This window comes from Lentzea sp. NPDC004782, assembly GCF_040609115.1.
Taxonomy (GTDB): domain Bacteria; phylum Actinomycetota; class Actinomycetes; order Mycobacteriales; family Pseudonocardiaceae; genus Lentzea.
In genome coordinates this window covers 89,939-101,507 of sequence record NZ_JBEXJN010000005.1, presented here as the reverse complement: position 1 = coordinate 101,507, position 11,569 = coordinate 89,939, and the positions used below count along the sequence as shown (strand labels likewise).

The window sequence follows — 11,569 nt, the reverse complement described above, 5'->3', positions numbered from 1 at the left end:
GTCGTGCCGGCTGTTCCCTTCCTATGCAGTCCCTGAACCAAAGGGCGCGGGTTGGCGCGAGTGTTGATGCCACGTGTACGTGGGGGCTGACCAGGACATTTACAAGATCAGGTCACGGCAAGGTCACGGCAGAGACCCCTCCTCTTGCGCAGTGTCCTACTTAGGTGTCTAATAGACATGTCAGCAGGACAGCTACCAAGGAGGCGACGAGGACCAGGGCACGGCGTCCCTGCGAGTCGATCACCACGGCAACTTTCCTAACGACAACAACCTTAAGTCCCGTATAGCGCGGGCAACGGCTTGGGCCGTGCGGTCAGCAGCGAATCCGTGCAGAGCGGAATGGTGAACGACGCGTAGCCAAACGCTCATTTCCGAGAGGGAATGTGTAGTAACTGCGCTTGCAGCACCATTTGTATAGCTCTTGCTATAGAGCGGAGTAGCGCGCATAAATGGCATGCCTGCCACAGGTGTGTCCCCAAGATAAGTCAATGGTGGTCTAGCACCGAAAGACGTCGCAATGCGTAGGCGTTCGGGTTTGTCTTAGGCGGTTGCCGACATTGGGTTTCTCTGGCTTGAGAGCGTCGCTCTCGCCTGCCCATAGCACGCCAAACCCTTACGGGCATGGTTCCTTGCGTTGCGCGCTAGACATAACGGCTTATCCCAACAGTTTAGAGATTCAGGGAATGTGCCATCGGAACGCGCAACCCTCATCATGCGAGTAGTGCCGTATTGCACGGATACAGGATGTGTCCCCTTTGCGGAGATCTCACAACGGTGAGGGTTGCGCGTTTCGGTGCCAGTTCACAACTGGCCTGAATCACTGCTGGTCAATCACTTTTCTCGCACGAAATGGAGTACCGCCATGACTATGACTCTGATCGATTGGTCCGCCCGGATTAGCGCCATGGCGGACGCTCTGTCCGTTCCTGACGGCGGTTTTTCCGTCAACCCGAACGACGGTTCCGACATCGGCACGGGCTATGCGGTTGCCGTACACCCGGAACACGAACGCGTTTTCGACGGCCCCGTGACCAGTAACGATCTTCACGAATACATCGGGCAAGCGAAAGACGCGCTCTCGCTGCCCGGTCGCGTTCTCGGCGGATGGCGCGACCCTGCAACCGGTCGCGTCTACCTGGACGTTTCCGTCGTGACCGCAGACCTGTCCGAGGCAATGACACTCGCGCGGGAAACCGCACAGCTCGCCATTTTCGATTTTTCCGCCATGGAATCAATTCCGGTCACAGTAGCGGCGTGAATCAAAGAGGCAAACCATGAGTGCAGTCATCGTCATGATCAGCGACGGACAGGCGCGGCGTATCGCGTCCGATTGGCACGGCGGCGTGTCGTCCGCCCTGTATTCCCTCGCCTCATCGGGCGCGATTGACCTTGACCGTGCGCGGGATGAGATCTCCCGTGAACTGTGGAAATTGGACGTCGGAGAAGTGCGACGCGAATTGCTCGCGCTGGACAAATACGTACGAACGGCCGGCGCGCGTCCCGCGCAATCGGGATGGGCCCGCTTGTGGGACGACTCGCCGGTGACCGTGAATCACACCTAAAAGGATTGACTTGTCATGCCTGCCCCCAGCGATCACCCATGGTTCCGGGCACACCCCGTGAGTCACGAAAACATCGTGTGGCACTGGGAACAGGCCGCACCCGACGAAATCGAGCAAGGAATGCGTTGGTATGCCGACGCGCACCACGTGGCTACCGTCATCGCGAATGGTGACGCCCATCTCGGCGCCGGAATGCTCGCGATCTACTCGCCCCAGCAAGGATGGATCGGCAACGTCCTTAATGCCGCTCGCGTACTGCGCGAGGGTAAGGGAATCGGCGGGCCCGGTTCCGGGATGTTCGCCACAACGGGCCAGAAACGCGCGGCTGACCGGTTGCTCGCCGGTGAGCGGTATGAGGACATCCTGAACGGTCCCAAGATCCGCGACTTTGCCCACCTGATCGAGTTCGGCGGAGATCAGGACCCGGATGACCCGCGCGTGGTGATCGACCGGCACGCGCTGTCGGTGGCGCACGGTCGCGCGCTCACCTCCGAGGAGTACGACTCCGCGCCGGTGAACGGGTTCCGTCGCAAGGACGGAACGGTTTCCCGTCGGCAGTACGACCACGTGGTGAGCCTGTACCGCCGTGCCGTGGAGCTGATCTCCGCGCGCACGGGAGAACGGGTCTCGGCACACCAGGTGCAGGCCATGACCTGGCTCGCCCGTCAACGGCTCAACCAGGAAGCCGAACAACGGCGCGGCCCCAACCGGCTGGACCGTGGACGCAACCGGGCCCGCGCGAATTCCGAACGCGCGTGGAACGACTTCCGAACCGTCTACCTGCCCCATCTCGCCAATTGCCCCGGCACGGGTTACCAGTCCGCCGCCTAACGCATCCCGAGTGAGGTCTCACGATGACTAACACGCAACGCCATTCGATTCGGATGACCGTTATTCGGATCGGTGATCTTATCTTCCTTGACAGTTTTTCCGGACTCGTGCCGGCCAAGGTGACCGGGTACACCCCGCGCGGCGAAATCGCCGTGTTGGTCACCGCCACGCGCGGCGCCTACCGCCGTGGCGAACACGCCACATTCACCCCGAGTGGCTCTGTCCCGCGCGCACACGTCCGCGTGCGTTGCGGACAGTTCCGCATTTTCCGCGCGTGGACCTTTGACGGACTGCGCGACGAATTTCAACCGCGCTGGGCCTGAAACCCGCGCACGTAACCGACCGATCGGCCAACGTCAAGGGAGATCACATGTTCACCGACGCGGACAACGTCGTAGAGCTTCACTTTCAGTACGCCCAAAACGGCTACGTCATGACAGACGATACGTACGGCGAACAGGACGCCGATAGCGCGGTCGCATTCACGCGCGATGGGTGTGCGTTTGTCGCCTGCGAGCGCGCACCGCGCGGACGTTGGCGTATCGAGTCCACCGACGGCGCGGCCGGTCCGGTGCCGCTGTCCGCCTACCGGTACCGATTTTCGGACCTGGCGGACGCTGCGGAGTACGTCGCCAATAAGTGCGGCGCCACGGTCCGCCGAGTCGATTCCTGGATCTAGCGCAATCGTCCAGCGCATTCCCGAAAATTTCACTGATAAACAGCCGCGTGTCTCGGCGCCCGTTCAGGACGGGCGCCGCGCAGCTCTCACCCGCGCGCAACGGTTGCAACGGCTCGGCTTTCCGTTGCGGATTGTTCGACTCGTCCGCGCGCACGTCATCACCACTGTTTCCCGAATCAGTAAAGGAGTTCAACCATGTTCGTGTACGGCGTGTCCATCAACGATATTCACAGCGTCGTACGCGACGTGTCCAGCGCGCTCTACGACGGAAACATCGCGGTGCGCACGGGCGAGGATCGCAGCAACCGCGCCGGCCTACGCGCGACATTCACTCTCCGCGCCACCGACACGGCCGGTTGTGGTGCCAAGGGGAGCGCATCCGCGTTCGGCAAGGGCACCGGCCCGAACGGCAGGCGCCGCACGATTTCCGCGTGCTGGCACGCCCATTACGACGTGTTGGCCGAGTTGTTCGCCCGATTCCCGGCCGCTCGCGTGGTCATCGCGATTGCCACCTATACCGCGCCCACGTTCCGTGACCGCGCGCTGGCCACCGCGTCCCGGAACGTCGGAAGCCAGTTGTACCCGGTCACCGCGCCGGACTGCTGCGAATGCGACCACACCGACTACGTCAACACCTTCGACCACACCGACCGCGCCGACTACGTCGACGACTTCGACTGGATGCCTTCCGGCGACGCGATGCGCCCGAACACCGACGTCGACTACTTCCTTGATCAGCTCGACCGCGTGCTCGCCGAACAGTGACCCCCTTTCTCATCACGCACATTCACGCAATTCGACCGGCGAAAGAGAGCATCCACGATGACCATCGACCACCCGACCACGCTGGACGCACTGCGCGCGGAACTCGACCGGGAACGCGCACGGGCCGACTCCCTGGAGACGGTGAACCGCGTGCAGGCCGCGAGCCTCTCCGGCCTGGCCAGGCTCGCGGAGGAACTCCGCTGCCAGGTGGCCGACCTGCACGACGATGCGCTGAGCTCGCGACCGATGCCGGTGCAGGGCCTGCGCAACGTCACCGGCCGCATGAACGGCTTGGCCGACACCTTGAGCCGCGCGGCACGCGGCTACTCCGGCGCCCGGACCACGGACATGATCTACCCGACCATTGACGACGATCTCCGCGCACACGGGTGGACGCCCCGACCGGACCGGGGCCTGGACGGCGTGCTGCCACCGATCCCGATCACCGAACTGGGCGACCGGCGCGGCTATGCGCGCGGCTGGCATCGCGGCCCGCAGTGGATCACGTTGTGGTTCACCGGCCCGTGCGCGCTGGCCTACTCGGACAGCAGCGACCACGGCCGACTCACCGACATCGACACCGTGCGCGCCGTGATCACCTCCCGCCGACCGTTGTCCGCGGACGCACTGGCCGAATGGGGCGCGGCCCAGCAGAAGGCGCACACGGTGCCGTTCGACGCCCCGTACGTCCGGGTGTTCGCGCACCTGCGGTCGTCCTGGGGCTGGGGCCTGATCGTCGATGATCGGTGCGACGAACACGGCGCCCCCGTGCCCGACGGGCCCGGTCAGCGCTCCGTGTGGGCCTGCCCGAGCGACCCCGATTTCCGGCTCTACATCTGGGGAATCGGCAACGAACCGGCCCACGTCCGCTACTGGGCCGGTCCCGTGGTCGACATGGCCCACCTGGTCCAGATCACCGGCCACTGCCGCTGACCTCCGTCTCTCCTTCCCACCGGTCGGCCGTCCCCGTCGACGGTCGACCGGCGCCCCGTTGATCACCTCCGGCCGTTCGAGCCGCCTCCGGTGGCCGAACGGCCGACCTACGCCTTCCCGATTCCGCCCATTACCGGCCTGAAGGGACCGATACCGCCATGACCACCTCCTCCACCGCCACCGTGGCGGACGTCCTCGACTGCGGCCACCCACCCACCCCGGACCCCACCGGGATCGGCACCGGCCGCGCGATCGACCCGACCACCGGTGCCACGAGCTGCTACCCGTGCTCGAACGACCGCGAACGCCACGCGATGACCCGCGCGAACACCTTCGTCGCCTACGTGTCCTCGGTCGGCGATGCGCTGACCACCTGGCCCGGCGGGCACCTGGCCACGATCGACCCCGCCGACGCCCACCAGGTCGGCCGGCGCACCTACACCCCGTCCGGCGGACGGTGGACCCGCTACGTCTGGCACGCCACCGACGTCGACGGAGGCCGCTGGGCCGGCGTCAACGGCGGCCCTGGCCTCGTCATCCGCGTCCACCGGCTGCGTGTGTGCACCTGGCAAACCGAGTTCGGCGACGGCCGCGCGCCGCGCTACTGCCATCGCCGCGCCACCCACGCCGGCCAGGGCGGCGCCTTCGACCTCTATTGCCGCACCCACGCCCGCCAGGTCTTCGACCTCTACGGCTGGACCACCACCGCCCTGCCACCCCGCGCACTCGCCCAGACCCGCGCGTGAAACCGCGCCACCACAAAGAAAGGAGCCCTGCGTGTTCATGAAGTTCTACGACCGCCTCGACCTGTCACGGGCCTGCCTGGACGACGTGCTCACCGTGCCCGCCAACCGCGCCAAGGCGCTCGACGTGGCACGGGAACGTCACCTGCCGCGCCGATCGCTCACCCGCGCGACCACCCGCATGGGCTTCTGGGTCTACGTCTTCCAACTCGGCGCCGACGTCCAGCTCGGCACGGTCACCCTGGCCGGTGCCGAGCCCGGAGCCGAGCACGTGGTCACGCTGCCGGTTCGCCAGCTCGACCACTACACCACCGCCGGCATGCCGTTGACCGAGATGGCCGGGCTGCTGGCCGCGGTCGCCGAGGACTACCCACCCGCCGCGCTGACCGCGCTGCTGGCCGACAGCCTCACCAAGGTCATCGACCTGTGGGCCGACGCCCGCCGCAACGGCCGGACCGCGATCGACATCCGCGACCTCGACCGCGCCGTCACCAGCGAACTCGCCCCCGCCGTCCGCGCCTGGCGCACCGGCGACGCCTTCCCACGCCCTCGCCTGGCCGACACGGCCTGGCCCGAACCCGTTCCGAGGTGAACACCATGCCCATCAACGACCCCACGACCGCAACCCCGTCCGAGATCGACGAAGAGCTCGCCCGGTTGGGTATCGAGCACGCCAAGGCCCAGGACGCCCTCAACAAGCTCACCGTCCAGAGCTTGGTGAGCGACGGCATGGCCGAGTACGCGATCGAGTTGCAGCCCCGGATCGAGCAGGCCCGTCAGACCATCGCACAGTACGAGGCAGCAGCGCGCCCCCTCGATGCTGAGTTCGAACGCCGGGGCGGCTGGACCCGCGCCTGGCTGGTCCTCAACACCGGCGGCCACGTTCACCGCACCATGGCGTGCCGCACCTGCTTCCCGTCCACCCAGTTCGCCTGGCTCACCCAACTCTCCGGGCACGACGAGACCGAGATCGTCGAGCAGGCAGGCAAGGCCGCGTGCACCGAGTGCTATCCCAGCGCGCCGGTCGACGTCCGCAACCGGCCCAGCCGGATCAAGACCCCCGAGCAACTCGCACGGGAAGCGGAGAAAGCCGAACGCGCGAAAGCCAAAGCCGCGAAAGCGATCACCGCACCCGGCGGAACCCCCTTGCGCACCAAGGGATACGGGCAGATCGACACCGAGTTCACGGCCCGCCGCTCCTACGCGGACGCCTTGGCCTACGCCCGGTACCTGACCAGGGCAAGCATCGCCCACCATCGGGACACCATCGCCGCGTACCAAGAGGACGCACGGCTCATCCTGGCCGCCCTGGCTGCAAAGCATGACCGGACCGAGGACGACCTGCGCGCCGAACTGGCGCCCAAGGTCGAAGCCAGGTGGAAGCGCGAATACAAGTAGCGCCGCCACCTGCCGCCTGCGTCCGGCCACGTCCCCTTCCCGCGCACCCATCCGCTTCCCACGAAAGGGTCCAACCGATGATTCTGGTCGAAACGCTGGAAGACCTGGTGCACAACTACCTCGAAAATCCCGCTCGGCCCGGCTCGGCCGTCGGCAAGGTCAACGCGCAAGACCTGGTCAGCCACGTCGTGCAACACCTCGCCGAGCGCGGAGTCGACGTGGGATTTCAGGACGGCTCACGCCTCACCGTATCGGGCTGCACGCCCCAGCGGCCCGAGCCCGAGCGACACCGACTTCCCTTGGTACTTCAGGAAAACGACGACGGGCACGTCCGCATCTACTGCGACGGCCGCGACTGCGTCTGGTCCTGGCCGCTCTACCAGCACACGAGCGCGCAGACCAACGGCGACACGATCACCAACGCCGTCGAGCACGCCCGCCGGCGACACCGCCACTCCTGACCACTCCCTCAACCAGTAACGCAACATCGGCGCGATGCCCTCCCAAGCACCAACTCGCCACGGGGAGGGCATCGCGCTGCATGGGCTGATACACATCCGAAGGAGCTCTAACCGCCATGACTACCAACGACATTCACGATGCCCGGCAACTCATCGCCGAGATCGACGTCCCCACGGAACGCCCGCGCTGGGCTTGGTGGGCCCCCGGTGACGCCACCCGGTACCACGCCACGCTGATCAACGCAGCACCCAGCGCCAGCATGATCGGTACCGCGCCCGGCGCCACCTTCCGCGCTCTCGTGATCACGATCGACCTGTTCACCTTACGTCCCACCTCGATCGTGATCCCGCGGCCCAATGCCGACCTAGACCGTTACACCGCCGAGGAATGGCTCTTCCGGCGGCTTCCTGGTGGCTGGTGGGCCGGTATCCGGCCGCTGCTGGCCGCACTGGGCTGGACGCCCACGACCGACCGCGACACCAACTACCGCAGCACGGACCACCGCGACATCACCACGGCACAGTGCAACCCAGACGCCGATCGCTAGGACGAGGAACCCGCGGGTTGCCTCCGGCCACACGACCGGGACCATTCCACAAGCCAGCGGCTGCGTTCGAGCACCAATGATCAGCTATAGCAGCCCGCCGGAGCAGACGTCTTGGCTGCTGCCTGGTCGGCATCGTCGATGCAGCGCATGGTGGCGGTGAGTCGGGTCGGTGCCGCGGGTCGCCGAGTCGCCCTTGACCACGTACACCTCCCACGGCTCCCCGCGCGGTACCGTTTGTTCATGGGGCCAGCGTCGGACAGGGTCGGACGGTCAGGCGTTCATGGAGTCGCGTCCATCGTCCTGGACGGGCTGGGATGGAAGTTTCGTGAGCACCACGAGTCGGACTGGGGAGTCGACGCGATCATCGAGATTGCCGACAACGACCAGCCAACGGGGCGCCTGATCGCTCTGCAAATCAAGGCCGGCACGCGCGTACAGCTGACCTTCGTCGAGCTGGGTACTGGACTCTGTACGGCCACAAGCACCACCTAGCCCGCTGGCTTGAATACTCCATCCCCGTCCTGATCGTGCTCTACGACCGCACGCGAAAGACTGCGCACTGGCAGCACGTCAACGACAAGACCGCTGTGTGGACGCCACGCGGATTCAAGATCGACATCCCTGACGGCCAACGCCTGGACGCCTCGGCAGCCGAGACGATCCGCGCCATCACCGATCGTTGGGTACCGCACCGCGGCAGCCAACGATCCCGTGCGCTGCAGACCATAGCGATGTGCGGTGTCGCGGGCGTGCCGGTGCTGCCCACGGAACAACTCTGGCAACTGTTCATGGGCGAAGCGGCGAACCCGTCACGCAGTGGAGCTTCGGCCGTCCGAACGTATCGACTGCCGTTGACCGGTGATGCGCCTGCGGTCGCGTCGGTCAACGAGAGCCCAGAGAGCGCTGTCACTCTTGACATGGACAAGCTCCGAGGCATTTGGAGCGTGCCAGCCGACACGACCGTTTATGTCTGCGAAAACGGCATGGTGCTCGACACAGCCGTTGCTCAGCTTGGCGCCAACTGCCAACCGATCGTGTTGCTGAACGGGTTTCCTACCCTTGCTGTCGAGTACCTTTTGATCGGCCTCGGTGCCTGTGGCGCACGGCTGCGGGTCCACGTCGATCACGACTCGACCGGACATCGCATCGCGGACTCCTTGTTCATGCGCAGCGTTCGCTTCGAACAGTGGTGCCCGCACGGATTGGTTGGCAACGCGAGGTTTGAGGAAGACTGCCTCCCGCAGATGCTCGGTGAACTCGCCGACTGACGCTCCGGCGGGAAACATCGTGCTATAGCGCGAGAAGGACGAAGCTGCCAACTGTGGCGACATCGTGCGGTCCCTCGCACCCTCCACGCCCTCGGTCGGCGAGGAGATCCACGCTCGGCGCCGGCACGTTGTTCACCGACACCGATGCTGATCTCGGTGTACCTACCGCCGTCGGCCTCGCGCCGGACGACAACCGGGACACCGACTGGCTCGACCCGCGCGCCTTGTACCGCTGCCACAACCAAACCGTGCGGCTCGAAGTCAGCATCGGCAGCCACACCAACGGGTGCGCACGCGACACCACGTCACGCGCCGCCTGACAGCCGGCAGCCGAACTCGACGCGGGCAAGTCGCCTGGCCGTCATTCACCCACCTTCAGCGTCGCGCACGGGCCTTCGCGTGCGTGCGCGACGCCATGAACCCATGGAGACAGGAGAAAGGATCATGAACGACGTCATCGTGCCCCCGATCCCGTTGTCGCTACAGCACCTCCCGACCGTGGGCGGACTGGTCGTGCCCTGGATCACACTCCGCACGGCCAACGGTCGATACCTGTTCGGCTCGGTCGACCGCGTTCGGATGGGCCGCGCCTTGCTCAACCGGTGGTGCGGAGTATGCGGTCGGCCACTGGAGCACCGCGCCGTGCTGATGATGCGCCTGTCCGACCTACCACGGCAGTGCACGAGCGAGCCAGCACTACACCCGTGGTGCGCCGCGTACACCAGCGAGTCCTGCCCGATGATCGGCGGACGACTGGATCACTACCGCTCGTCCCCGCCGCGCCTGGATACGAACATGCTGCCGGCGCCCGACGCGTCGGGCCGCCAAGGCGCTGCTGCCGAACCGTGGTTCGCCGTGTGGCTCGCCGGCTATCGAGTCATCACCGACCACTGCAACGTCGCCGCTTCCTACGCCGGCACACGGGCCCTGCGTATCCGGCCCATCACCTGGCGTCTGTCGAACATCTTCTAGTTCCCGCAGGCGACCCACGCGGATCGCCTGCCGGGCAACGACATCACCATGGAGGGCAACATGCAAAGGAGGACACGAACAACCATCAGGCCCCTCGATCTGATGCCCTATGTCTGGTCGTACGGGATGGGCGCGGAATCAACAGCCGGAATCCTCCGCATGCTCACCGACCCGTCCGCTCGACCTGACACGATCGCGACGGACTTCTCCAATCTGGTCGTCGTCATCGCCCAGACCGGAGACGAGTGGAGCACGACCGGAAGACTTGTGCAGCAGTACGTCCTTCCGTTGCTCCGCAAGCACAACATTCGCCTGGTCGAAGTCGCCCGCAAAGGTCCGACCAAAAAGGATGGTGTCGCTGTACTTCAGGACACCCGGCAGCCGTATCGGCTGCACCTCGACGGAGTGTACAAGCTTTCCCGCGAGAACCGCGTCACCGGCACCATGCCGCAGCTCGGCGGAGTCCGGAAGTGCAGCCAAAAGGCGAAGGGTGCACCGCAGGATGCGTGGCGTGCCAACGAGTTCGGCGACCGGCCCTACATCCATGCGATCGGGTTCAACGTTCACGAGGGAACCAGGATCACGCGCGACTTTGCGTATTCCATGGGCGGACAACGCATCCCGACATACCCGATCTACGAATGGGGATGGAGCCGAAAGGACTGCCTCGGCTACCTGTACCGCAAACTCGGCGTAGCGTGGCCGAAAAGTTGCTGCCGACACTGTCCCTACGCTGGCAACAAATCCGGCTGGCCCGAGCAACTCGCACGGTTCGCCGCGCTCCCAACCGAAGCGGCACAGCACATCATCGACGAGTACGTCTGTCTGGCCCTCAACCCCCGATCCGGCCTGTTCGGGCCCGGCAAGTCACTGATCACCCGACTGCGCCGTGACGAGGTGACCGAGCCCATCACCCTCGCCGTCAGCCGCATGAAGACGATGCCGTGGGCCATCTACCGCGTACGCCGGCTCTACTACGCGCCGGCCAACGCTGCCCGATCCGTGGACAGCGTCCTGCTCGGTGGACACCGCACCGTCCACACCGCGCTGACCGAAGTCAGCCGGCTCGTCGACATCCCGCTGACGAAGAACGAGGAGATCGCCGGAGCACCGGCCCGCAATGGCGATCGAGATACCCACCCCCGGCTGTGGCTCCGCAGGCGCGGCGACGAGACCTATCCGACCCAGGAGGAGTTCTACACGGTCGCTCCCGCCCAAGCGCAGGACAAGGAGCTCGACAGCTTCGCCGACGCCTGGACCGACCACACCGACGAGCCGCTGGCCCGGCTGGAACGCCGCGTCGACACGGCCGTCGCCGTCGTGCAGCAAGCCCTCGTCGAGGGCCAGGGCCGTAGCAACGCGGCCTGAACCACTCACCGGAAATTTCCGCTCTTCTCGAAGGGATACCG

At 65.7% G+C, this 11,569-nt stretch carries 17 protein-coding genes; all 17 read left to right on the top strand.

Translation table 11 applies throughout. The features are described 5' to 3' along the window. The first annotated feature begins 868 nt into the window (after positions 1 to 868). Positions 869 to 1,258 (top strand): hypothetical protein, encoded by a 390-nt coding sequence (locus ABZV40_RS06650; protein WP_156094312.1) that lies wholly within the window; start codon positions 869 to 871, stop codon positions 1,256 to 1,258. 16 nt (positions 1,259 to 1,274) lie between these two features. Next, entirely contained in the window at positions 1,275 to 1,562 is a 288-nt protein-coding gene (locus ABZV40_RS06645) for a hypothetical protein (protein ID WP_355436857.1), read from the top strand. Between the two features lie 15 nt (positions 1,563 to 1,577). After that, on the top strand, positions 1,578 to 2,393 hold the full coding sequence (locus ABZV40_RS06640) for a hypothetical protein (RefSeq protein WP_355436854.1): 816 nt from the start codon (positions 1,578 to 1,580) through the stop codon (positions 2,391 to 2,393). A gap of 23 nt (positions 2,394 to 2,416) precedes the next feature. Continuing rightward, positions 2,417 to 2,716 carry a hypothetical protein gene (locus ABZV40_RS06635; protein WP_355436851.1) on the top strand — a complete coding sequence of 100 codons (300 nt, stop codon included), beginning with the start codon at positions 2,417 to 2,419 and terminating at the stop codon, positions 2,714 to 2,716. Positions 2,717 to 2,763: 47 nt separating this feature from the next. After that, positions 2,764 to 3,072 carry a hypothetical protein gene (locus ABZV40_RS06630; protein ID WP_355436848.1) on the top strand — a complete coding sequence of 103 codons (309 nt, stop codon included), beginning with the start codon at positions 2,764 to 2,766 and terminating at the stop codon, positions 3,070 to 3,072. 195 nt (positions 3,073 to 3,267) lie between these two features. Next, on the top strand, positions 3,268 to 3,837 hold the full coding sequence (locus tag ABZV40_RS06625; RefSeq protein WP_355436845.1) for a hypothetical protein: 570 nt from the start codon (positions 3,268 to 3,270) through the stop codon (positions 3,835 to 3,837). A 57-nt stretch (positions 3,838 to 3,894) separates the two neighbouring features. Beyond that, the gene (locus tag ABZV40_RS06620) at positions 3,895 to 4,770 is read left to right on the top strand and encodes a hypothetical protein (RefSeq protein ID WP_355436842.1); all 876 of its coding nucleotides are present in this window, start codon (positions 3,895 to 3,897) and stop codon (positions 4,768 to 4,770) included. Between the two features lie 158 nt (positions 4,771 to 4,928). Beyond that, on the top strand, positions 4,929 to 5,516 hold the full coding sequence (locus tag ABZV40_RS06615) for a hypothetical protein (protein WP_355436839.1): 588 nt from the start codon (positions 4,929 to 4,931) through the stop codon (positions 5,514 to 5,516). Positions 5,517 to 5,547: 31 nt separating this feature from the next. Beyond that, on the top strand, positions 5,548 to 6,105 hold the full coding sequence (locus ABZV40_RS06610) for a hypothetical protein (protein ID WP_355436836.1): 558 nt from the start codon (positions 5,548 to 5,550) through the stop codon (positions 6,103 to 6,105). 5 nt (positions 6,106 to 6,110) lie between these two features. Next, a complete protein-coding gene (locus ABZV40_RS06605; RefSeq protein WP_355436832.1) occupies positions 6,111 to 6,911 on the top strand; it encodes a hypothetical protein in 801 nt (266 codons plus the stop codon). Positions 6,912 to 6,988: 77 nt separating this feature from the next. Continuing rightward, a complete protein-coding gene (locus ABZV40_RS06600) occupies positions 6,989 to 7,372 on the top strand; it encodes a hypothetical protein (protein ID WP_030472513.1) in 384 nt (127 codons plus the stop codon). Positions 7,373 to 7,488: 116 nt separating this feature from the next. After that, positions 7,489 to 7,920 (top strand): hypothetical protein, encoded by a 432-nt coding sequence (locus ABZV40_RS06595; protein WP_030472512.1) that lies wholly within the window; start codon positions 7,489 to 7,491, stop codon positions 7,918 to 7,920. Between the two features lie 240 nt (positions 7,921 to 8,160). Next, entirely contained in the window at positions 8,161 to 8,412 is a 252-nt protein-coding gene (locus ABZV40_RS06590; RefSeq protein WP_355436829.1) for a DUF4365 domain-containing protein, read from the top strand. Further along, positions 8,388 to 9,188, top strand: a complete 801-nt coding sequence (locus ABZV40_RS06585; protein ID WP_355437142.1) for a DUF2399 domain-containing protein — start codon at positions 8,388 to 8,390, stop codon at positions 9,186 to 9,188. Before ABZV40_RS06590 ends, ABZV40_RS06585 begins: the two co-directional genes overlap by 25 nt. A gap of 128 nt (positions 9,189 to 9,316) precedes the next feature. Beyond that, positions 9,317 to 9,508 (top strand): hypothetical protein, encoded by a 192-nt coding sequence (locus ABZV40_RS06580; RefSeq protein WP_355436826.1) that lies wholly within the window; start codon positions 9,317 to 9,319, stop codon positions 9,506 to 9,508. Between the two features lie 124 nt (positions 9,509 to 9,632). Further along, positions 9,633 to 10,160, top strand: a complete 528-nt coding sequence (locus ABZV40_RS06575; protein ID WP_355436822.1) for a hypothetical protein — start codon at positions 9,633 to 9,635, stop codon at positions 10,158 to 10,160. Between the two features lie 48 nt (positions 10,161 to 10,208). After that, on the top strand, positions 10,209 to 11,528 hold the full coding sequence (locus ABZV40_RS06570) for a hypothetical protein (protein ID WP_355436820.1): 1,320 nt from the start codon (positions 10,209 to 10,211) through the stop codon (positions 11,526 to 11,528). Positions 11,529 to 11,569: the final 41 nt, after the last annotated feature.

Coding starts and splice junctions, on each gene's coding strand:
- ABZV40_RS06650 (WP_156094312.1), top strand. CDS start 869: ATGACTCTGATCGATTGGTCCGCCCGGATTAGCGCCATGGCGGACGCT.
- ABZV40_RS06645 (WP_355436857.1), top strand. CDS start 1,275: ATGAGTGCAGTCATCGTCATGATCAGCGACGGACAGGCGCGGCGTATC.
- ABZV40_RS06640 (WP_355436854.1), top strand. CDS start 1,578: ATGCCTGCCCCCAGCGATCACCCATGGTTCCGGGCACACCCCGTGAGT.
- ABZV40_RS06635 (WP_355436851.1), top strand. CDS start 2,417: ATGACTAACACGCAACGCCATTCGATTCGGATGACCGTTATTCGGATC.
- ABZV40_RS06630 (WP_355436848.1), top strand. CDS start 2,764: ATGTTCACCGACGCGGACAACGTCGTAGAGCTTCACTTTCAGTACGCC.
- ABZV40_RS06625 (WP_355436845.1), top strand. CDS start 3,268: ATGTTCGTGTACGGCGTGTCCATCAACGATATTCACAGCGTCGTACGC.
- ABZV40_RS06620 (WP_355436842.1), top strand. CDS start 3,895: ATGACCATCGACCACCCGACCACGCTGGACGCACTGCGCGCGGAACTC.
- ABZV40_RS06615 (WP_355436839.1), top strand. CDS start 4,929: ATGACCACCTCCTCCACCGCCACCGTGGCGGACGTCCTCGACTGCGGC.
- ABZV40_RS06605 (WP_355436832.1), top strand. CDS start 6,111: ATGCCCATCAACGACCCCACGACCGCAACCCCGTCCGAGATCGACGAA.
- ABZV40_RS06600 (WP_030472513.1), top strand. CDS start 6,989: ATGATTCTGGTCGAAACGCTGGAAGACCTGGTGCACAACTACCTCGAA.
- ABZV40_RS06595 (WP_030472512.1), top strand. CDS start 7,489: ATGACTACCAACGACATTCACGATGCCCGGCAACTCATCGCCGAGATC.
- ABZV40_RS06590 (WP_355436829.1), top strand. CDS start 8,161: ATGGGGCCAGCGTCGGACAGGGTCGGACGGTCAGGCGTTCATGGAGTC.
- ABZV40_RS06575 (WP_355436822.1), top strand. CDS start 9,633: ATGAACGACGTCATCGTGCCCCCGATCCCGTTGTCGCTACAGCACCTC.
- ABZV40_RS06570 (WP_355436820.1), top strand. CDS start 10,209: ATGGAGGGCAACATGCAAAGGAGGACACGAACAACCATCAGGCCCCTC.